Origin of the sequence: Rummeliibacillus pycnus (assembly GCF_002884495.1) — a bacterium.
Taxonomy (GTDB): Bacteria; Bacillota; Bacilli; order Bacillales_A; family Planococcaceae; genus Rummeliibacillus; species Rummeliibacillus pycnus.
Genome location: NZ_KZ614145.1, coordinates 642,187 through 662,846 on the forward strand (window position 1 = coordinate 642,187; position 20,660 = coordinate 662,846).

Genomic DNA, 20,660 nt, shown 5'->3' on the forward strand with positions numbered 1-20,660 from the left:
AAGAAATCAATACCTGATTTTGTGAAAAAACAATGGGAAGCAGGAAATAGATTTAATAAAGAAAATCGTCCTCGATATCCTTATAATGAAGTAGAGTTAGAGGCAAAGGAAATCAATGGAAAGAAGTATGTTGTTGATTCTTATGTTCCAGGTGAGGAAATTGTCTCGAGGAAATTTACTCAACTGGCTGAAGTAAAAGAAACGACGGCATTAAGTTATTTAAGTGAGTTTACTAAAAAGTATTCTTCGGGTTCGGAAATTTCCTCTGGTAAATTTAACCCTAATGCTTTAAAGGGTGGTCGACTGGAGGGAGAATTAATTTTGGAAGTGCCTGTACAAACCAAGCCAGTTCCACAAAAAATCATTGATGAGGCTAATTTGAAAGGAATTATTATTCGCGATATTAATGGGAAGGTGTATAATTAATGGAAATTTACTATTGTGATAAGTGGTCTAATATAAAAAAGAAACCTTGGAATATTATTGATGAAAATACAGCAAAGACACTTCATGAAAATAGTCATCCATATACTGCTGTTCTAAGTGATGGAGAGCAGCCAAAGTATCTAGTAAATGTCACTGATAAATGGGTATCAGTAAGTTTTCTGGATGATTTTGGTCGTAAATATTTAAACTACGATTTTATAGTTAAAGAAGATAATAGGATATTCCTAAGGACAATAATGTATTGGGAGTATGAAGGAGATACACAATTAAAGAGTATGATTTTTGGGTATCAAGAAAATGGTCATATTGCTATGGAACAAAGAGATTCTAAAACTGGAGAAGTAGAAGAACGAGAGACAAAAGATGATGTAACAAGAAATTGGGATATATTCCCGGAGTTTGGCCAATATTTATATTTGTGCAAAGAAGAGAGATAATATATTTGAAAATCGAGAGTCCATAGGAAATATCAAGATATTTAGCTTTGAACATAAGAACAATAACGAGGCGAGATGGCATTCTATTGGCTACGAATATAAAAACATGAAATAAACTGGAAATAATAAACTGGTAAGTTTTAAAGTTATTACTTGTCACGACATATAAAAGTGTCATATTGCTTCTATGAAAACTTATCCATTTAAAGCTACTTAAAAACAGATGAACTTTAAAGCACTTGATTGTTGATTAAATACAACAAGTGCTTTTTATTTTGTTTATGAGAAATTTATGCATTGAATTACTAAAAAAAAGATTGTATGAAATTCAAAGCTCATGAAGGTAGTACCATCATGGAGTATTGATTTTATATTTGGATTTTGTAAGAAGTACGATAAACAGGCGAGATGACATTTTACATGCCAAGAGGACTTATGGTACTGCAAAACCCACAAACTAAAGACAATGACAAAGCTCGTAATGCTAAAGGTGGTATCGATACGGATACATAAAGATAGTGAATAATAAAAAGTGAAGATTTTTGAGTGAGACAATAAGAATGTGATTTGTTTGAGAATCGAAAGCTCATGATGGTTGTACCATCATGGAGTATCGTGTTAACACTTGGATAGTAAGAAAAGTACGATAATTAGGCGAGATGACATTTTATATGGCAGGGGTAGTTATGACAGGGAATGGCTAAAAAACTAACGAGAATGACAAAGCTCTTGGCGATAAAAGGTAGGTTACGTAAGAAGGTTACTAGTTTAGCATCAGGCAGACAAAAATTGGGTTGTATTTTTACTAGAGAGGGTCGTATAATACTCGCTATTCGTTAAAAAGCGTTACACAAATTAAAATTTATGTAACGGGAGGGTGAGAAGTTGAACGTTGTTGGGTATATACGTGTCTCGACACAAGGGCAAGCAAAAGATGGATACAGCTTGAAATATCAAGAAGATGAAATTAAAGGGTATTGTAAAGAACAAGGCTGGAACTTGATCCATATTTTTAGAGATGAAGGAATTAGTGGTGCAAAACTGAATGAAGAAGCATTAGAAATTGACAGGGTGGGCTTACAGGAAATGTTGGCTCACCTTTCGTCTGTCCAAGTTGATTATGTGGTAGTACTGAACACAAGCCGATTATGGAGGTCGGATATAGTGAAGGTACTCATACAACGAGAGCTGAAGAAATATGACTGTGACATTAAAAGCATTGAACAACCTATGTACAGTATCCATAAGAAAGACCCCAATGACTTTTTGGTCAATGGCTTAATGGAGTTATTAGACCAATATCAACGGCTTGAGATAGCGCTAAAGCTAACAAAAGGAAGAAACAAGAAAGCGAAGGAAGGTGGATATGCAGGAGGAAGGGCGACATTTGGCTATATCAAACAAAAGGGTGAAAAAGAACTAAAAATACATAACGGGCATGCAGAAGTAGTAAAACGGTTGTTTGAACTGAAACAGATACATAAAAAATGGTCACTGTCTAAGTTGGCAGAAGCATTGAATAAAGAAGGTTATCAAACAACGCAAGGGAAAGCATTTACGAAAGTACAAGTGAAACGCATTTTAGACCGACAGAGCTTTTATCAAGGGATTTATACATACGGACAAATAAAAGCAAGTGGCAAACATGAAGCAATAATTTAATAGGTGACTTAAAAAAGGGACTCATTTTCTTATAAGTTACGATGTAACGATGAAAATGGATAGGCTTTCGTACCAATGCGCACCAATAGGTGAACGCTCGAACTAAGGTTGCCGGCATTTTCATTCAATAATTGACAACTGAATAGGAGGATGAGCCATGCATGAAAAACAGAAACACATTTATGTGGGTGTAGACTTACATAAACATCAGCATGTGGCAGTGATAATTAATTGTTGGCAGGAGAAGCTTGATGAAATAAAGGTTGAAAATAAACCGTCCGCTTTCTCAACATTTTTACTAGATATTGATAAACATACAGAAGAAGGGTTGACACCTGTATTTGGATTAGAAGATGTGGGTGGTTACGGTCGAGCACTGGCACAATATCTAACGGACCATGGACAAGTTGTAAAAGAGGTTAACCCAGCTCTTTCTTATGCTGAACGAAAAAGCCATGTGACCGTACAAAAAAGTGATAGCTGGGATGCGGAATGTGTGGCTAGAATATTGGTAAGACAACTTAGCCATTTGCCAGATGCTAAGCCACATGATTTATATTGGTCGATACAACAATTGGTCACTAGGAGAAATGCATTGGTGAAGGCACAAGGTGCTTTAAAGAACCAACTGCACATTCAATTGAGCCATCATTATCCAAGCTATAAGAAGTTTTTCTCTGAAGTAGATGGAAAAACAGCATTGGCGTTTTGGGAACGTTATCCTTCACCGTCTTGTTTAGAAGGTGTGAGTGTAAAGCAATTGACCACATTTTTATTAGAAGTAAGCAACAATACGTGTTCGGTGAAAAAAGCCAATGAAATATTAAAGCTAGTGAAAGAGGACGGGAATACAACAAAAGAACATCAGGAGACAAGAAACTTTTTGGTAGAAAGTATTGTGCGCCATATTTTATTTGGAAAGCAGGAAATACGCAAGGTAGGAAGAGAATTAAAAGAGTTAATGAGCTTACTAGACTTTCAACTGGACTCTATGCCAGGAATTGACCTTGTGACAGCTTCCGCATTAATTGCAGAGATAGGTGACGTAAGACGCTTTCCCAATGCAAATAAATTAGCACGATTTGCGGGTGTTGCGCCAGTTTACTTTGGGTCTGGTGGGAAAGGTAAGGAACAAAAAAGCAAACAGGGCAATCGGGCGTTACACGCTTTATACAACCTCGCAGTCCAACAAGTGCAAGTAGCTAAAGGAAGTAAGTTACCAAGGAACCCAGTGTTTTATGCTTACTACCAACGCAAACTTAAAGAAGGTAAAACAAAGGGACAAGCTTGGTTTGCATTATGAGAAGGCTTGTGAACATTGTTTATGGCATGATGAAGCATAAAACAGCCTACGAATTGCCAATAATAAAAGAGAAAGAAGTAGTTTAATAAGGTAAAAGACGACCGATTTTTTTATTATTAGATTTTAAGATTACAACATAGGGTATAGATAAAACTAGACCATCATGGAGACAATCTGAAATTGATGTAGGAAAAGAATATCATGGATATCGTGACCAAGTATCATTCAAGGATAGGAATGAAGTAAGTCATGGCACTAAAAATAGTTCAAGACCAGATTTTTATATTAACGGTCATAGCATAGAAGTTAAAAATTATAAAGTGACTACGTCTTCTGGTAGAAGTAACTTAATAAGAAACGTGTCAAAACAAATTAATAAACGGATAAGTGATTTACCTTATAAAACTAAGCAGTCTGTTATTATTGATGTTAGGGGTCAAAATGTTACAAGGGATGTTTTAAGGGACATTAAACAAAAAATAAATGGAAGAACAAACGGAGTAGCAGAAATAATTTTTAAGATGGATTAGAGGTGAAATTTAAATAACAGTAGGAATATTAGTAGATTGTTTTTATTACGAATTAGGTCATAGCGATTTTGTACATTCATTCTTTTCAACAATCTCATATCATTTAGAAAAAGAAGGATGGGGGACAAAATACCCTTTAATTATGAATGAGTTATATAATGACAAACTAAATTTGGATGATGTTTCTGTGGCAAAAGCTAATTTAATTGAAATTGAACAGGAATTATCAAAACACTCGCCAGAACATGTTATATGGGATATTGATGATTTATCACAAAAACCTCCGTGGGGGGATAAAATAAGTTCCAAAGTAACTAACCTTGCGAATTATTTTGCAACAACTGATGGGAAAACATTCTTTGAAGTGATACACACAGCGATGGATGTGGCAGAAGAAGATAAATGTGATTTGAAAATTCATAAACTATAACTTTTTTAAAACCATGGGACGCTATCCCATGGTTTTTTACGATACGGAGTGCCGAATACACCACTCTTTATTCAGATAGTAAAGATAAACTTTGTAAGCTCTATATGATGTTTTACCAAATTCTTTAGTACGTACAGTATCTTTAAAACGTATGTCCTATCTACTATTAATTTTTTTAAGCAAATAACCATAATATCATCAGATACCACCATTTTTATTCTTCAAAGCCCTACCTTCTCTTTTTCCCTGACTTTGAAGTTCGAACCGCACAAACAACAGCAGGTAACAAGGTATTTGCAGGATTTGAACGAGGTGAATCGACTGGTAAACTAATAGGGAAAGCTAATAATATTTAGCGTTAGAATATATTTTTACATAAAAATGATCTATAGTATAGATATAATTTTATAGAAGTAAATGACAAAATTTATGGGTATTCCTCAGAGGTAACCAATGTGCTAAATTGTCCTGTTGAAAGTAAAATTAATCTTTTTTTAAAATAAATAGAGCTCTATGTTCAAATTAATGGTACAGTTAGAAAGAAATTTTAAAAGTGAGAAGGCGAACAGCATGATTGAGGTAAAAACATCTCCAATAAGTAATGGAGAATTCAATAGAGGGGTATTTGCTACATGTGATATCAAAAAAGGAGAGCTTATCCATGAAGCACCTGTCATTTCTTATCCAAATGACCAGCATCAATACATTGAGCAAACTATACTTGGGGATTACGCGTTTGAGTATGGGATAGATCAATCTGCTATCCTTCTTGGTTATGGAATGTTATTTAATCATTCTTATGAACCGAATGCAAATTATGAGATTAATTTTAGAAATCGCACATTTGACTTCTATGCTTATACGGATATAAAAGCAGGAGATGAAATTCTAATCAATTATAATGGCGATGTGGATAACGAAGATCCACTGTGGTTTGATGAGGACTAGACAGAAATTTGCAGGCAATGGAATTTTTTTAAAAGGCATTTAAAGAACCCATTAAAAAACCAGATAGAGGTACAAATTCGTCCTCTGTCTGGTTTTTTCAATGGTATTACAACCCTTAGCGAAAGTCCGAAAGCGTATCTAGGTACTTGTTGGTTAGAAAAGGAATAAATTTCTTAATTAGTAATTGGTTATTATTGAATCCTATATTATGATTAATTTAACATATAGAATTAACATAAAGATGTTATGAATAACAAAATAAGAGAAATTGGAGATGATAACTATGTTAGTAGTAACAACAGAGCGGATTGAGGGTTATAAAGTCGTTGATGTAAAGGGCCCTGTTTTTGGGCTGATTGTAAGAAGTCGTGGACTAGGTGGAGACATTATGGCAGGTTTAAAAGGATTAGTTGGGGGAGAAATCAAACAATATACTGCCATGCTGGAAGATTCCCGAAAAGAAGCAATGGACCGCATGATCAAAAATGCCAACCAAATGGGTGCGAACGCTATTATTATGATGCGATATGATTCGGGGGAAATCGGTAATAACATGAGTGAAATTGTGGCATATGGAACAGCAGTAGTGGTGGAGAAGTTAGCATGACAACATTTTTGGGCATAGGTTTATATGCCATGTTTCAAATGATCGTTGTTGTCGTATGTATTTTGCTTGGATATTTCATATATGACAAACGATATAAAAGTAATCGTGAGACAAAAATCCCTGCAGGTTTTGAATTAACAGAAGAGGTAAATTTGGACCCTGTTACGGGTGAAAAAACAAGAGTCTATTATAACCCAAATACAGGTGAGCGTTTTTATAAAAAAGAAACATAGTTATTTTTTGTACATTGTTTTGTGGTAAAAGATGCTTTGTATTTCAGTATGCTATAATACAATTTCCACAAAGTATTTAAAATATTCAATATTTTTGCATAAAACAGATAGAATAATGGAGAAATTTATATGAATGGTAAATTTATTGATAAAGTAGGAGGTAATAATGGGGAGAGTAGTACATTTTGAAATTCATGTAGATGATATGGATCGCGCCAAACAGTTTTACGGAGAGGTATTCGGCTGGAAGTTTGAAGATTGGAGTACCTATGCAGGTATGCCTTACTTTGGAGCAGTTACTGGTGATGAGGGTCAAATGGGAATCAATGGTGCATTAATGCAACGACAAAGTGCTCCACCAGAGGCAAATCAACCTATAAATGGATTTGTTTGTACAATGGGCGTGGAAGATTACGATTTAACAGAACAAAAAATCCTGAACCATGGAGGTAAAGTAGCATTACCAAAATACGCATTACCAGGAATGGCGTGGCAGGGATACTACCTTGATACAGAAGGAAATGTCATTGGCATACATCAACCAGATGTAAATGCAAAGTAACTTAAACAACGATGATTATAATTGAAAGAACGCCTAAACCCTTTGAAATAAAAAGGACTAGGCGTTTTTGTTGCGGATCTTAGAATAGAAATGTAGAGCAACATATTTTTAAACAACTTGCAAACCCATTTGTTTGGTAGGTGGTTACTGTTTTTCGATTTTAATGAAAAGTGCCTCCCAAAATCTTACCGAACATTTATTTTTTCACAGCATGAATATAGTGGATTGTTTCAAATGCAGATAAATAATCATCTCTATCATTAAAAAATTGCAATTGAATATCTTCTGGAGTTAAATGTTCATAAATTAATAAACCCGCTTTTTGTAATAGACTTTCTATTTCTTCATAAGAAAAACTAGATTTCATTGGCTCTCCACTAGCCATCGCTAATTTCACCATATTCTCAACACGGTTCGATATTCCTTTTTCAATAAATAAATTTTCATCAGCATAATCAAACACGATTGAACTACCAATAGGCATTTCTTTAAATAGATTCATCAATAATTGCTCAAGTTCAGCTTTTGATAAGTAATATGATACGCCAAGTAAACTAAAGAAGGTTTTTTCTTGTCTTACATTGTTTTCAACTAAAAAATCAGATGAAATATTCTTCGAAAAATCGCTTTGAATAAAATATAAGTTGCTGGGAATTGTTAAGTTAGATGATTCTAATTTATTTATTTTAAATTTTTGCGTTGTTGGGAAATCGACTTCAAATATAGAAATTTTCTTTTCTAGATGAATATGGCGTAAAGCAAATGTATCCATACCTGCACCTAAAATAATATATTGAGAAGCACCTAAAGAGATTTCATTAAATAGTACTTTTTCACAAAATGCAGCACGTGCTAAAGGCGTGGGTGAAAGCTGAGTTTGGATAATCCATTTTAAAGCTTCATCGGGTTGATCTTTCAACTTACTCCCTAAATCAGCATTAAAAAAGTCAATTCCCTTTATCATATTCGTTTTAATGGCTTCAAATTCTTGTGCTGATAAAAGTTTAGGAGCGATAAAATCATCAAAAATAAGTGGAGTATCAAAAAGGTGATGGTAAGCTCGTCCGAAGGCAGAGATTAAAGATGTTAAACTTGATTCATATGATGTCATAAATAAAACCCTCCAATTGTTTATTTCTCTTTACGAGAGGATTTCATTATAACATTTAAATTTATTATTATATCATATATAAAATATTTTGTCAAGTAAAGTAGTGATGGCTGTTTTCTTTATTTAGGGAAATCCCCCTTTAACTTGATTGCCAAAGGGGGAAGCTTAGCTAAATTAATCCTTTACAGATTTATCAAAACTAGTCTAACTTAATTTGAGACTTGGTCAACTAAGTGTTAATTCAGAGGACAAAAAAGTTTAATAACGATGTATGATGATATTCGAAGTGATGCTGGTATGAAAATAAGAGGTTAGTAACCTAAAATCGTCGTATGCATGCGATTAATGAAAAAATACTAATCATTTAATCCCTTTCCACCAAGAATTTGCTGAATGTATTTTTCAACTCTTGATGCTCGAGTTTTGGCTTGTTTTGCTCCCGAAAAATAAAAAACATAAGCTCTTTGTCGTCCTGGCGTCAATGCTTCAAAAGCAGTTTTCAGGGCAGGCATTTCATCGAATTTATGTTGAAGTTCATCAGGGATTAGAATTTCTGTATTCATATTCACTTTCAAACCTGCTTTTTCAACTTCAATCGCTTCATAAATATAGTCTTTCAAAATAGATTCCAACTCGTTTATTTCTTGAACGTTAGTAAATCGAATCTGGCGCGCTGCCTGTACATTCTCCGTTTGTTGGATGAGAATTCCATGGGGATCCTTTAACAGGGCACCTTTATGAAACAGAAGTGCACAATATTCTTTAAATCCATGTATTAACACGATGTTTTTATTCTCAAACGTATAACAAGGATGCATCCACTTAAATTCTTCGGTCAGCTCACAGTCAAGAACAATATTTCTCAACTTCTCATATTCTTCTTTCCACTTTTTTGCTTTACTTAAAAACTCATCAACTTTAGGATTCATGTTACTATTTGTCATCCAAGAACATCTCCTTTCAATTTTTCAAACAGTTGAGTCGCTATTCTGCAGTGTTTCAATTGTAAATGTGCTAAAAGCGTATTCGTAATTATGTTCGAATTTTATTTTATCATGAAAAAACTCGTAAATAGACTTTTCGAATATAAAGAGATGATTTAATCTCTTTTTCAAAACTTTATCCTTTCTTATGGATATTGAATACTTCATACAAATTTGCAAAACCTATTTGTATGGAGGTGGAAAACATGAACAAAATCCAAAAATTAAGTAAGCAACTGGGTAAAGATTTCAGTGATAAACAAGCAACTCGCGATCAGCAATCAAGAGAATTTAATCAAGAATTTGCAAATGAACCATTAACAGCAACAGAAAAGTTAAATAATAAAAAGACAAAGAAACGACAATAGTAAGAAGTAAATGGGTTGCCTCAAAAGTCGTGAAGCCATGACTTTTGAAGCAACCCTTCCTAAATTTAAAGGGATTTGCCAACATTTATGGTTTCACCTTAAATGTATAACCCAACACTTGAAGTCCAGCCGGGATAATTGTTTTTACAAATGAAATTGTTAAATAAAATGAAAAGATAATATCAATAAAATAAACCCTTACTCCTTACCAAGGCACATTCCCATGTTCATCAAAAAAGCTACCAGTTGGACCATCACTATTTATTATGGCAAGCTTCACTACAATGGAAGCCGCTTGTTCAACTGAACGATAGCCACTGTTACCATTTAAATCGGTAGCTGTGAATCCAGGGCAAACTGAGTTGATTTTAATCGGAGAATCGCTTAATTCTTTAGCAAAGAAAACGGTTAAAGCATTTACAGCCGTTTTTGAACTATTGTAGGCGAGTGAATTCACGTTATAAAACTCCGATGTTGGTTCTGAATTCAATGTTAAGGAACCTAATCCGCTAGAAAGGTTAACAATTCTTCCTGAAGAAGATTTTTTGAGCAATGGAAGCATAGCTTTAGTGATAGAAAATACACCGAAAACGTTCGTCTCGTATGTACTCTTAAGAACGGACAATTCCAATTCACTTGGAGGTACGTTACCTTCTAAAAACACGCCTGCATTATTAATCAAGATATCGAGTAATCCGTACTCTTGTTCAATTTGTTCTACAGCGGAATGAATGGAGGTAGGGTTTGTAACGTCAAGAATCAAAGTTTTAGCTTTAATATTCTCTTTTTCCAATAACGTTACCGCTTCAAATCCTCTGTTTTCATTTCTGCATCCCAATATAATCTCATATCCTATTTTTCCTAATTGTCTAGCTGTCTCCAAACCAATACCTTTGTTTCCGCCTGTAATTAATACGATTTTAGATTTATCCATAAAAATGTCCTCCTTTTTCATTTTCTATAATTTTTTTCTATGCAAAATGTAATAACACGAGGATAAGATTTTTTACATGTCGTGATATGAACTCCTTTCATTTCTGATATATTAAATATAAAGAAAATGGGTAATACATGTAAGTACGCACATTTTTGTAACTTAATGAAAGGAGTGGCAATATGGGACATGGATTAAAACACTATGGTGTTTGCAGTGAAGAGGTTAAAAGGGCTTGCCCAGTTGAGCTGGCTCTACATTTGATAGGGGGAAAATGGAAAGGTATCATTATTGATATTTTATCTGAAAAATCATTCAGATTTAATGAACTTAAAGGATTAATACCAGGGATTTCGCAAAGGATATTAACTTTACAACTTAGGGAACTCGAATCGGATGGAATTGTGAAACGAACGGTGAGTGATACTGTTCCACCAAGAGTAGAATACTTCTTAACCAAAGAAGGAAATGATTTATCATTTATCATTAATTCTTTAAGAGTATGGGGGCAAAATTATATTTCTAAATCCGAATCTGAATATTGACAGAGGCACCTATTATTTCAAACGTAACAGGTCAACCTCATATTGATAAACCTATTGAATATGTCAAGCTATTAAAAAGACAAATGGTTGAACCAGTAATGTGGGAAAAATCCATTCGATTCATTCACCAAAAGGGTGTAAATCATGTGATTGAGCTTGGATATAAGACAGTATTAACAAACTTAATGGCAAGTATTACAAAAGATATTAGTTCTATACCTTTTGAAAAAGCAGAGGATTTATCAAAAGTAAAAGACATGATTACAAAGTATCTTCCACAACACAAAAGAGTTCAACATCAAGTCTGGTATTTACTGGATGATGAACTCTTTACTATGCATTTAGAAAGAAATATATCGTAAAGGATTTACTAGACCTACTTTTTGACCTTGCCAAGGCGTATTATGCATTTCAAAATGCAAGTGACTGCCTGTTGAGCGGCCAGTTGAACCCATATAGCCAATTACTTGACCTTTTTTAACATACTGTCCAACACTTGTATTATATCCGCTTAAATGTGCATAAACGGTTGTCCAAGTTTGCCCTTTAATAGAATGGGTAATCATTATTACATTCCCATATGTGGATAATGGGCTCGCACGGAATACTACGCCATCTGCAGCTGCAACGATTGGAGTACCTTGTACATTTGCTATGTCAGTCCCATAATGGATTTCAGATCCTGCACCAATATCGCGGACGCCAGAGTTAGAAGTTATTCGACCAGTCGTAGGTCTTGTCCAAGTTCCACTTGATACATTTGGAGTTTTCGTTGTTTGACTATCATTGGAAACAGAAGTGGTTTCGGTACTACTTTGTTGGGCTTCGGCTTTTTGACGAGCGACTTCTGCTAAACGAGCTTGCTCTTTTTCAATATTTGCTTGAACTTTTTTGCTAATTGTGAGTGTTTCTGAATATTCTTTTTCTATTGATTTTTTTTCGGAGATCAATTTTGCTTGTTCGGCTTCTAAATTGTCAATTACTTTATTTTTCGTTTTCTTTTGTTGATCAAATGAATTTCGTAAAGCTTTTAATTGATCACGATTTTTTTGTTGTTTTAGAAGTTTTTGTTCAAGTTCACTTTGTTGTTCTTCTAGTTTCTTTTTATCATTCGTTTGTGCTTTGATAATATCACGGTCTGCAGCAAGTAATGTGTTGACAGCTGATATTCGATCTATAAAATCTCCAAAGTTATTTGCCCCTAATAATACATCTATGTAACTGATAGAGCCGCCACTTTCTTGAATAGAACGAGCTCTATCTTGTAATAAAGCATCACGTGCGTCTATGTTTTTTTCTAACTCGGCAATTGATTTGTTCAGTTGCTCTATGTCACTAGTAGTCGATTCGATATCTGCTAGTATGTTAGTGATTTTTACATTAGTACGATTAATTTGAGTATCTAATTTCTTGATTTGCTTCATAAACCCATTAATTTTGGACTCATTTTGATGAATTGTTGAGGATTTTTGTTTAAGATTAGAAGATAAATCTAATTTTTTTTGGTTTATTTCTTGTTGTTGGGTTTTCAGATCTTGTAAAGATTCTGCCCCAACATTAACCGATGGAATCGCTACGGTTAGTGCTAATGTTGCAGCCATTATTTTACCTAAATGCTTTGATTTTGTTTTCAATTCGTAACCCACCTCTGATTATAAAATATGAAACGTTTAAGTATTTTCGTACAAATATGAAACTACCCCAAACATTCGTAATAAAATATTTGTTGTAATATCAAACGGTTTGCGCTATTTGGGAAAATCTGTTATTTTTTTATAGAGATTGATTTACCCATGCAGTCTTTATTCAAGAGATAGAGGAATTACCTCTAGTTGATTTGAAATTTCAAAAGCTACGTTAATGTCACCATTCAGTTTTTTAGCACATTTCTATCAATTTATCACCGTTTTTTCGTGGTAAATCTACTTTTTCTATCAAATTCATTATAGCTGTTAAAAACTTGGCTACCATTACAATTTTGTTTCATATTTTGTTGAATCTTGTTTTAATTGTATTATTTGTCTTATAGTGCTCGTTTCTAAAGGAATAGATTTCGCTTATAATCGATGAAGTGGGAAATTTAAAGGATATGTAACAAGAAAGCTTATTTTCCTGTCGAATTATATAAGTGTCTCTCTTTTCTTAACGAATGATTTTAAAGGCAACTTTTTGTGTAAATCTTATACATATGGGAAATATAAATAAAATAGTCATAACTAAAGGGGAAGAAAAATGAAATCTAATTTACATATGAGAGAAATCAAGCAAACGGAGATATCACAATCCATTGAATTACTGAATTATGTCTTTCAAGTCAATTTATCCATAAATAAGGATCGGTTATTTGTTTCCGCAAAATCGACCCAATTTGATGAAGGGGTAGCACTTGGATGGTTTGATGGTGACAAATTAGTAGCGCAAATTTTAAACTTACCTTTTGAAGTAAACATCCATAATCGAGTATATAAAATGGGGGGGATTACGGCTGTAGGCACCTACCCTGAATATTCAAGGCACGGTTTAATGCACAAACTGATTTATGCAAGTCTTGAGCAGATGAAAAAAGATGGTTATCCTATATCCTATTTGTTTCCTTATTCAATTCCTTATTATCGTAAAAAAGGATTTGAAATTATGAGTGATATTGTGGAATATCAAATTCGAGATACGCAAATTCCACATTATGATGACATTCCTGGGCAAGTGAGACGCTTATCGACTACGCACGATGATCTAAAAGATGTCTATCATCAATTTGCTATGCGTACGCATGGAGCGATGATTCGAAATGACATTTCATGGAATGAAAAGTATCAAGAAGATTATTGGGAAGAAAAATTTATCGATAGCGATGCCAATTTACAAGCTGCAGTTTACTACGATGAGGATGGCAATGCACTTGGCTATATGTTTTACCGTATTATGGAGGAAAACTTCTATATTGATGAATTAATTACGTTAAAGGAAGTTGCACGAAAAGCACTTTGGAATTTTGTTTATGCCCATCAATCAATGGTATATAAAGTGTATGGCAAAACAACAGGCAATGAAGCCGTCGCTTTTTTGATGCAAGATAGCGAAATCAAGCAAAGTCTTTCGCCCTATTTTATGGCACGTATCGTTGATTTGAAGGGATTTGTAGAACAATTTCCATTTTTGAGGGCAGATTTTCATATGAGATGGGCAGTAAGTGATCCATTAGCAAAATGGAATCATGGTACTTTTGAAATCGCCTCAAAAGAAGGGAACGTTGAAGTTCAAAAAATAAGTGATCAATTAGATGGAGATTGTGTACAGATGACTGTACAAACTTTAATCACCATGTTACTTGGGTACTTGAGGCCCACATATCTTCATAACATTGAAAGACTAAAAGGGGATGCATCTACTATTGCATTATTGGAAAATATCATCCCTACAGGTGTACCAACTTTTGTAGATTATTTTTAAAAATGGCCTAATTTACAATTAATACCTATGTCAATAAAATACCAAAAAATTTTTAGGTGAAATTCAAAAAATTAACCAACTCCTCTTCTTTTTTCATGTATACTAATGAATAAGGAGCATAAAGGAGAATTGGCGCGAATGGAAAAAGACCTAACAACTATCAATGATTTAAAAGAAGAATTACCTATACGTTGGGCACAAGAGGAACCTGCAGAATTTTTGCAAAAATTTGTTGCAAAGCTGCAATATTTAAATCAAATACTTTCTCATAACTCATATATTAGGGAAACATCAAAAGTTCTAAATTACATCATAAAGGATGCAACTAATAACACAATGGTTTTACTTGCAGGAATGACTGGAACAGGTAAAACCAGTTTAATCAATGCATTGCTAAGAAGACCTATTATGAGTCCTAAAATCGAAGTAGCGACAGCTGTTAACTCTATAATTTGTTATGGAGAAAAAGAAGAAGTTTGTGCTCATTTTTTGGACGGTCAAATTGCATCATTTGATATTGATAAAGTTGAATTATTTACGGCTTTAGATACATCAAGTGCAAGAATTTTGCGTGAGGGCCTTGATTTTATAGAGATATTTATACAAAATGATCTCTTGAAGTTAATAACATTAATAGATACAACGCCTTTACAACTTTCAGGAAATGAAACAGCCTATATTAAAGAGTCGATTCTTAATCGTGCTGATGACATATTCTGGATATTTAAATATGGGCAAGAAATAGCACCAGAAGAGATTAAGTTAATCGAAAAGTTAAATAGAAAAAATATCATCCCTGTTGCAATTGTTAATGGAAGCGATTTAATCGAAGAAAAAGATACGAAGCAATCGATTCTATATGAGGAACAATTAGCTAAGCATGTGCGTGAAATAATTGAAGTTTCTGCAAAAGAAGCCCTTGAAGCGATAGAAGAGAATAATCGTGACAAATGGCAAAACAGCCAGTTAGATCAACTCTTAAAAGAACTCGAAAAAACAGCAAATAATCATGCAAAACGTTTAGCTTATATTACAGTACGTTTCATCCATTGGTTAAAAAGATTTCAAACAGAGCTAGAAATTATACCAGAGAGAGAACCTTATAGTACTTCTTATTCTGTACTAAAAGAATATGTTGAAAATTTGGATGGCATTGAAGTAAGAGAAGCTGCTCAAAATGAACATGTTGTCGAATTAAGTGCTCTATATAAAAAGCAAAGTGCTATTTTCAAAGAAGTTGGTACGTTATATCAACTAATACAGCTGATAGAAATGAAACCGTTTAGTGATCACCAAGATATTAATACGTTTATACATCAGGCAAAGCATTATCTAACATCTACAAGAGAATACAGAAAACTATATCAAGAATATCATAGTCTATATGAAGTAGTAGATAAAAAACATCAAAAGATAAATGGCATTGCTTTGTTAAAAAACATCTTCGGTAAACATGATGAAAGTGATTATTTTAAAGAACAAATAGAAAAGTTAAATGACATGCAACAACAAATAACCCAAAAATATAACGTTCTTAAATTGGAAGAACAAGAACTACTAAGTTCTTTTATAGACATCAAAAAAAGATTAAACGATTTTGTACAAAACCAGTTGAAATCTATTTCAAAAGATTTCTCCACTATAGAGTTTCAAAGACATTCACAAAATTCGAAGATTCAAAATGCAATTGTTAAACTAGAAGGATTTAATAGCATCCTAGAAGCACAATCATTTATTATAAAATTTGTAAATGACTATGTATTAGTAGAGGATTTCATCTTAACAAAACAAGAAAAGAAACAATTAGAGCGGACGATACAAGGTATCAAAAAGGTAAACTTAGACTATCAACGATATATCCAAAAATACCAAGAAGCAAAACCTATTAGCAATGAGAAAATTCAGGCAATCGTTCAAGAAAGGAATCCGTTCTACCCACTTAAAATTTCAGAAAATGATATCCGAGCTAAACTAGAAGAACCACCTGAAGTGTTAGAGGTTAACAGCAATAAGTAAAAAGATGCCCAAGTGGCATCTTTTTTTTAGAACAATAAGTTACAGTGATTATAAAAAATTACCAAAAATGCGCTAAATATCTCTTATGTATTTAGATGGAAGATTTTTATATAATATGAATTGAAAATAACTTTTAGGAATTTGCAACAAATAAGAGGGCGTAAAATGGGACAGCCAATATGTACATTACATAAAGTTAACGCAGCGAAAGTGGTTTTAAAGCAAAAGATTATCGTTTTTTGTCCAGAATGTGCGAAGAAAAATATGAAAAAAATTGTAGCAATCGAAACCAAGCAAGCATCTTCAAGTAAATTGACGAAATTAGAAAGAGAGAAAAAAGTAGCTATATCTGAACTTTGGAAGGGAATAGTATTAAGCATTTATTTGTTAATCATCCCGTTTGCAATAGCATTATTTTATCCGTTATCCTACAGTAAAAAGTATATGGAGCGTGTTAGCTTCATCTATCAAATATACTACTTACATCCCATTAGCTATGTATTGATTGCTTTTTTCATGCTTCTCGGGTTGTATTATGTAACACAAGCTATCAAAAAAATATCCCTAATTCAACAGAAGAAGGAGTATATGATTGAATCTGGAAAAGAATTAACGTACATTCTTGATCAGTTTTTATCGTCTAATCGGATAGGCATTCTAAATGATTTTATCCAAGGTCTTCGAAATCGATTTGAACGTGCTTATTTACAGCAAGAGCCTATGTCCAAGATGTCGATTCGTGAATTACAAGTTTTTGTTGTAAAATCATTAAAGAAATTAGGGTATAAAAACATTCAAACCAATGATCACTATGATTCGTTTGGCATTCACTTTTTTGCAGAAAACAATTTTGGCAAACATGCTATTAGTGTTGTCAAAGACGAATTAATGATTACAATGGATGATGTTCATAAAATCGCAATTGGAAGAGCTTATTTTGACTGTAGCCAATGTATATTGATCACAGCTGCAAAATTGACAGAAGATGCAAAAGAATTAGCCAATCAATTATACGTGGATATATGGAATCAAGAAAAAATGGATGAACTTCTTCATGAAAATAAAAAGGAAGAATGGGATCAATATTTAGAAAATCACTACGATTATTCTGATGGTAATTTGAATCACTATACTAATTATGAATTGCAACGATTGAGAAAATCATCATAGATTGTTGCTGAGAAAAGCGTTTGGAGAAAAAATCCAAGCGCTTTTGTCTTAAGTAACTTTCTGACTTACTGAATAACGACTTGACCAATGTATTGCGCACGCCCTCTATCCGTATCAAGGTTAACCTCAATGACATATGCACCTTTTTCTTTTGGAAAATAGAAAGAACGATCATCATTTAGTTTCAAGTCTATCTTTTTATTATTGTGCCATAGTGTGATTACTAACTCTTCAATAGCAAAATCTTCACTGTCGAACTGTAGATCAACTTTTTGCCCGGGAATAAAGTACATTTGTGCTTGTTTTTTTGCTAATGCCAGAACATCTTTCGTTTCTTTTTCGTATCTTTTATTATTTTCTCCTCGCCAATCGATATTTGCTTCTTTCAAATCTTCTATTTGGATATCATTTGTATTTGAAAGTGAAACCGTAGGAGGCGTAAAATCATATTCTTCTCCAATACAACCTGCTAGAGGAAATGTGAAAAGCAAAGCAATGATCAATCTTAAAAACAGATTCATATATATCTTTACTCCTTCATTTATAGCTAGCGCATTCTATACAATTTCTTTACAAGATCCCTATTGGTTGTTTTCAATCTTTGTAGTGAAGTAGATCTATTGTTAAATATAACCTACAAGTTTTACGAGAATATAGTAAATAGTTCAAAGAATGGTTAAGGTAAATTGGTCTTTTACCTTTTTGAAAATCTTTTGAATAGATGTGGCATAAAATATGCAACAACAACGGAAAAAACAGCAAGTATCAAGGTTGGCATAAATGTAGTGTTTCCAAAGTAAGCGGTTTGTGGTAACTGTGTTGTTGAAGACCATGAAGCAGAAAGATTAGGTGTGTATAGGTTAGTAAGAAGTAAACCAGATAAAATTTGTGTTACTGTAAAAAGTGCGATAAAACTGATGAGAAAAAGGAAAAACTTTTTCATACGATCACCTCCTTATTTAACATTATTTACGTTTACTTTTCCATAAAGTTTCAAAATGTCATTTAATTGGAATATTCACTTCGATCTTACCATTTAGATAGTGGGGATAGCTATCAAAATAAATACGAACTGGATTTTTCATATTATTCTTTTCAAATGTGTAAGTTGTTTTTATGCCGTCTTCGGTTTGTGTACCTGAAGCACTTTCCAGATAAATCTTTTCATTGTTTTGATCGATTGCATAAGAAAAGAACTGATTGATCGTGTTAGTATCTTTAGTTCGATCGTTTACTTCAAGCGTATCTGGTGAAATGATGGAATATATGAACTTATTTGATGTTGGTTTTTGGATGATTTCTTTTTTCCTGAAGTCTACTACGATATACTCTTCACCTTTAGGTAATGCTTCAATTTTATCTAAGACTAATGTTAATTTCTTTGGTTTTCTAAAATAGTTACTTTGAATCAATAAACTTGCTTTGCCATCAGATAATGAACCAAATCCAATTGTTCCATTCACAATATTGCCCCATTTTTCGCCTTTTTCATCGATTAACTTTATAGAACCGATTCTTAATATCTGCTGTGTGTTATTTTTGTCGGATACTAATTGAACCTCAGCTCGTAAAGGGGAGATATTCAATTTTTTTAGATAAATGTTTTGACCATCAACTGCTATTTTTTTATTTACTACATAGGTTTTAGTGGGTTCAATTTTATGTTTGAGAGTAAATGGAATGGAGAACTTCGTTTGTTTCGCACCATCAAATAAGATATTAAGTGTAAATTTAGGATTCTTATAAGATATCGAATCTTTTGATACAATTTCAATTTTACTTTTGATAATTTTTGTATTTCGTCTATCTGACCAACCATATTCAGTAGAAATATTTTCTAAAGCTTTTCCATTTTGTAACACTTTTACTTCTTTTGTATATAGTTTTGAAATATCATATGGAGCTTCTAGTTGATAGAAAAGGACTATACCACTTTCATCTGCAATTGTACCAAGAAGTGTGAATTTGAGATCATTCTTGTTTTCGGTAACATTTAATGTTTCATAATAATCTTGCTTTAAGACATCTTTGACACCTTTATCGTAACCAATCATTTCAACTAGTGGTGCAAAGCCCGGAATTTTTTCAACTGCTTGTGCAAAGGTAGGGAATATACGTATACATGTAACGAAGAGCAACAGTAAGATCGTAACGCCACATGCTGTTGTATAGGTATTTCGTTTTTTTCGTTTTGCGAGACGAAACTGTTGTAAGCCTTTGTTTCGAGCAACTTGTAAGGTTTCTTTAGGAAGATCGATTTGATCGAGTTCTTGTATCAGTTTTTTCATTTTTGAATCGTTTAGATTGTTCATCTACATTTCCTCCTTTCCAATCAGTTTCCGCAATCTTTTTAACGTAGCGTGTAATCTGGATTTTACAGTGCCTTCAGGGATATTCTTAATTTTGGCAATTTCATCATTCTTTAAGTCTTGAAAATATTTTAGGTAAATTAATTCCTGCTGCTCGATAGGGAGTTGCTCAATAAGATTTGCCATTTCTAATTGCTTGTCATCAGGATCATAACTGATTTCAATTGACTCTTTATAAATAAGTTTTACTTGTTTCTTTTTCATATCAAGACAAATATTGATAAGGATACGAACAAGCCAAGTATGAATAAATGCAGGATTTTTTACGGTATGTATTTTTTTGAATGTACGATAGGTTAACTCTTGGATGGCTTCAATGGCATCCTGTTCATTTCGTAAATACGCAAATGCTATACGATACAATTTATCTTCATTGACTTTGAGTAACGCTACTATTGCCTCTTCATCTCCAGTGATCGCTCTTTTTGCCATTTCGATACTTACCACATGGTCACCTCCTGTTACTTATTAGACAATACAGATGAAAAAAACGTTCAATTTATTTTATATAAAATTTTTAAATATGTATTATTTTTCCTTAAATTTAAATAGATA

Annotated in this window: 22 protein-coding genes and 2 pseudogenes; 16 read left to right on the plus strand and 8 right to left on the minus strand. The window is 33.1% G+C overall.

Annotated elements, in window-relative coordinates; translation table 11 throughout:
- The first annotated feature begins 21 nt into the window (after nucleotides 1-21).
- From CEF14_RS03235 to CEF14_RS03280, 10 genes and pseudogenes are all read left to right on the plus strand, one after another.
- The gene (locus CEF14_RS03235; RefSeq protein ID WP_245890033.1) at nucleotides 22-426 is read left to right on the plus strand and encodes a hypothetical protein; all 405 of its coding nucleotides are present in this window, start codon (nucleotides 22-24) and stop codon (nucleotides 424-426) included.
- On the plus strand, nucleotides 426-884 hold the full coding sequence (locus CEF14_RS03240) for a hypothetical protein (protein ID WP_102691529.1): 459 nt from the start codon (nucleotides 426-428) through the stop codon (nucleotides 882-884). Before CEF14_RS03235 ends, CEF14_RS03240 begins: the two co-directional genes overlap by 1 nt.
- A gap of 885 nt (nucleotides 885-1,769) precedes the next feature.
- On the plus strand, nucleotides 1,770-2,546 hold the full coding sequence (locus CEF14_RS03245) for a recombinase family protein (RefSeq protein WP_102691530.1): 777 nt from the start codon (nucleotides 1,770-1,772) through the stop codon (nucleotides 2,544-2,546).
- A gap of 157 nt (nucleotides 2,547-2,703) precedes the next feature.
- Nucleotides 2,704-3,935, plus strand: a pseudogene (locus CEF14_RS03250) (IS110 family RNA-guided transposase).
- A 69-nt stretch (nucleotides 3,936-4,004) separates the two neighbouring features.
- Nucleotides 4,005-4,379: pseudogene (locus CEF14_RS19180) on the plus strand (hypothetical protein); the annotation flags it as partial.
- 13 nt (nucleotides 4,380-4,392) lie between these two features.
- Complete coding sequence (locus CEF14_RS03260) at nucleotides 4,393-4,809, plus strand: immunity 70 family protein (protein ID WP_102691531.1); 417 nt, start codon at nucleotides 4,393-4,395, stop codon at nucleotides 4,807-4,809.
- A 570-nt stretch (nucleotides 4,810-5,379) separates the two neighbouring features.
- Entirely contained in the window at nucleotides 5,380-5,757 is a 378-nt protein-coding gene (locus CEF14_RS03265) for an SET domain-containing protein (RefSeq protein ID WP_102691532.1), read from the plus strand.
- A gap of 283 nt (nucleotides 5,758-6,040) precedes the next feature.
- A complete protein-coding gene (locus CEF14_RS03270; RefSeq protein ID WP_102691533.1) occupies nucleotides 6,041-6,364 on the plus strand; it encodes a YbjQ family protein in 324 nt (107 codons plus the stop codon).
- Nucleotides 6,361-6,597 carry a hypothetical protein gene (locus CEF14_RS03275; RefSeq protein WP_211284553.1) on the plus strand — a complete coding sequence of 79 codons (237 nt, stop codon included), beginning with the start codon at nucleotides 6,361-6,363 and terminating at the stop codon, nucleotides 6,595-6,597. The genes CEF14_RS03270 and CEF14_RS03275 overlap by 4 nt, the downstream gene beginning before the upstream one ends.
- A gap of 166 nt (nucleotides 6,598-6,763) precedes the next feature.
- Nucleotides 6,764-7,159 (plus strand): VOC family protein, encoded by a 396-nt coding sequence (locus CEF14_RS03280; RefSeq protein WP_102691534.1) that lies wholly within the window; start codon nucleotides 6,764-6,766, stop codon nucleotides 7,157-7,159.
- Between the two features lie 196 nt (nucleotides 7,160-7,355).
- Here CEF14_RS03280 and CEF14_RS03285 read toward each other — a convergent pair whose 3' ends face one another.
- On the minus strand, nucleotides 7,356-8,270 hold the full coding sequence (locus tag CEF14_RS03285; RefSeq protein ID WP_102691535.1) for a class I SAM-dependent methyltransferase: 915 nt from the start codon (nucleotides 8,268-8,270) through the stop codon (nucleotides 7,356-7,358).
- Between the two features lie 356 nt (nucleotides 8,271-8,626).
- Nucleotides 8,627-9,214 (minus strand): YdeI/OmpD-associated family protein, encoded by a 588-nt coding sequence (locus CEF14_RS03290; RefSeq protein WP_102691536.1) that lies wholly within the window; start codon nucleotides 9,212-9,214, stop codon nucleotides 8,627-8,629.
- Nucleotides 9,215-9,468: 254 nt separating this feature from the next.
- On the opposite strand from CEF14_RS03290, the gene sspO reads away from it, so the two are divergent.
- Nucleotides 9,469-9,621: a small acid-soluble spore protein O gene (gene sspO / locus CEF14_RS03295; RefSeq protein WP_407690470.1), complete on the plus strand. Its 153-nt coding sequence runs from the start codon at nucleotides 9,469-9,471 to the stop codon at nucleotides 9,619-9,621.
- A 205-nt stretch (nucleotides 9,622-9,826) separates the two neighbouring features.
- On the opposite strand, the gene CEF14_RS03300 is transcribed toward sspO, so the two are convergent.
- Complete coding sequence (locus CEF14_RS03300; RefSeq protein WP_102691538.1) at nucleotides 9,827-10,555, minus strand: SDR family oxidoreductase; 729 nt, start codon at nucleotides 10,553-10,555, stop codon at nucleotides 9,827-9,829.
- 182 nt (nucleotides 10,556-10,737) lie between these two features.
- Between CEF14_RS03300 and CEF14_RS03305 the strand changes: the two genes are divergently transcribed.
- The gene (locus CEF14_RS03305; protein ID WP_102691539.1) at nucleotides 10,738-11,100 is read left to right on the plus strand and encodes a winged helix-turn-helix transcriptional regulator; all 363 of its coding nucleotides are present in this window, start codon (nucleotides 10,738-10,740) and stop codon (nucleotides 11,098-11,100) included.
- Nucleotides 11,097-11,462, plus strand: a complete 366-nt coding sequence (locus CEF14_RS03310) for an ACP S-malonyltransferase (RefSeq protein WP_102691540.1) — start codon at nucleotides 11,097-11,099, stop codon at nucleotides 11,460-11,462. Before CEF14_RS03305 ends, CEF14_RS03310 begins: the two co-directional genes overlap by 4 nt.
- Here CEF14_RS03310 and CEF14_RS03315 read toward each other — a convergent pair.
- The gene (locus CEF14_RS03315; RefSeq protein ID WP_102691541.1) at nucleotides 11,442-12,734 is read right to left on the minus strand and encodes a murein hydrolase activator EnvC family protein; all 1,293 of its coding nucleotides are present in this window, start codon (nucleotides 12,732-12,734) and stop codon (nucleotides 11,442-11,444) included. The genes CEF14_RS03310 and CEF14_RS03315 overlap by 21 nt on opposite strands.
- Before the next feature lie 598 nt (nucleotides 12,735-13,332).
- Here CEF14_RS03315 and CEF14_RS03320 point away from each other — a divergent pair.
- The 3 genes from CEF14_RS03320 (at nucleotide 13,333) to CEF14_RS03330 (ending at nucleotide 17,736) form a co-directional block, all read left to right on the plus strand.
- Nucleotides 13,333-14,550 carry a GNAT family N-acetyltransferase gene (locus CEF14_RS03320; protein WP_102691542.1) on the plus strand — a complete coding sequence of 406 codons (1,218 nt, stop codon included), beginning with the start codon at nucleotides 13,333-13,335 and terminating at the stop codon, nucleotides 14,548-14,550.
- Between the two features lie 138 nt (nucleotides 14,551-14,688).
- Nucleotides 14,689-16,566 (plus strand): dynamin family protein, encoded by a 1,878-nt coding sequence (locus CEF14_RS03325; protein WP_170061426.1) that lies wholly within the window; start codon nucleotides 14,689-14,691, stop codon nucleotides 16,564-16,566.
- Between the two features lie 165 nt (nucleotides 16,567-16,731).
- Nucleotides 16,732-17,736, plus strand: coding sequence for a restriction endonuclease (locus CEF14_RS03330; protein ID WP_102691544.1), 1,005 nt, complete (start codon nucleotides 16,732-16,734; stop codon nucleotides 17,734-17,736).
- A 65-nt stretch (nucleotides 17,737-17,801) separates the two neighbouring features.
- Here CEF14_RS03330 and CEF14_RS03335 read toward each other — a convergent pair whose 3' ends face one another.
- From CEF14_RS03335 to CEF14_RS03350, 4 genes are all read right to left on the minus strand, one after another.
- Nucleotides 17,802-18,257, minus strand: a complete 456-nt coding sequence (locus CEF14_RS03335) for a hypothetical protein (protein ID WP_102691545.1) — start codon at nucleotides 18,255-18,257, stop codon at nucleotides 17,802-17,804.
- Nucleotides 18,258-18,430: 173 nt separating this feature from the next.
- Nucleotides 18,431-18,679, minus strand: coding sequence for a hypothetical protein (locus tag CEF14_RS03340; RefSeq protein WP_102691546.1), 249 nt, complete (start codon nucleotides 18,677-18,679; stop codon nucleotides 18,431-18,433).
- 58 nt (nucleotides 18,680-18,737) lie between these two features.
- On the minus strand, nucleotides 18,738-20,048 hold the full coding sequence (locus CEF14_RS03345) for a DUF4179 domain-containing protein (protein ID WP_102691547.1): 1,311 nt from the start codon (nucleotides 20,046-20,048) through the stop codon (nucleotides 18,738-18,740).
- Nucleotides 20,049-20,552: a sigma-70 family RNA polymerase sigma factor gene (locus CEF14_RS03350; RefSeq protein WP_245890034.1), complete on the minus strand. Its 504-nt coding sequence runs from the start codon at nucleotides 20,550-20,552 to the stop codon at nucleotides 20,049-20,051.
- Nucleotides 20,553-20,660: the final 108 nt, after the last annotated feature.

Bases quoted from the DNA above. Each gene is read 5' to 3' on its own strand.
- CEF14_RS03240 (WP_102691529.1), top strand. From the start codon at position 426: ATGGAAATTTACTATTGTGATAAGTGGTCTAATATAAAAAAGAAACCT.
- CEF14_RS03265 (WP_102691532.1), top strand. From the start codon at position 5,380: ATGATTGAGGTAAAAACATCTCCAATAAGTAATGGAGAATTCAATAGA.
- CEF14_RS03270 (WP_102691533.1), top strand. From the start codon at position 6,041: ATGTTAGTAGTAACAACAGAGCGGATTGAGGGTTATAAAGTCGTTGAT.
- CEF14_RS03275 (WP_211284553.1), top strand. From the start codon at position 6,361: ATGACAACATTTTTGGGCATAGGTTTATATGCCATGTTTCAAATGATC.
- CEF14_RS03280 (WP_102691534.1), top strand. From the start codon at position 6,764: ATGGGGAGAGTAGTACATTTTGAAATTCATGTAGATGATATGGATCGC.
- CEF14_RS03285 (WP_102691535.1), bottom strand. From the start codon at position 8,270: ATGACATCATATGAATCAAGTTTAACATCTTTAATCTCTGCCTTCGGA.
- CEF14_RS03290 (WP_102691536.1), bottom strand. From the start codon at position 9,214: ATGACAAATAGTAACATGAATCCTAAAGTTGATGAGTTTTTAAGTAAA.
- CEF14_RS03300 (WP_102691538.1), bottom strand. From the start codon at position 10,555: ATGGATAAATCTAAAATCGTATTAATTACAGGCGGAAACAAAGGTATT.
- CEF14_RS03305 (WP_102691539.1), top strand. From the start codon at position 10,738: ATGGGACATGGATTAAAACACTATGGTGTTTGCAGTGAAGAGGTTAAA.
- CEF14_RS03320 (WP_102691542.1), top strand. From the start codon at position 13,333: ATGAAATCTAATTTACATATGAGAGAAATCAAGCAAACGGAGATATCA.
- CEF14_RS03325 (WP_170061426.1), top strand. From the start codon at position 14,689: ATGGAAAAAGACCTAACAACTATCAATGATTTAAAAGAAGAATTACCT.
- CEF14_RS03330 (WP_102691544.1), top strand. From the start codon at position 16,732: ATGGGACAGCCAATATGTACATTACATAAAGTTAACGCAGCGAAAGTG.
- CEF14_RS03335 (WP_102691545.1), bottom strand. From the start codon at position 18,257: ATGAATCTGTTTTTAAGATTGATCATTGCTTTGCTTTTCACATTTCCT.
- CEF14_RS03340 (WP_102691546.1), bottom strand. From the start codon at position 18,679: ATGAAAAAGTTTTTCCTTTTTCTCATCAGTTTTATCGCACTTTTTACA.
- CEF14_RS03345 (WP_102691547.1), bottom strand. From the start codon at position 20,048: ATGAACAATCTAAACGATTCAAAAATGAAAAAACTGATACAAGAACTC.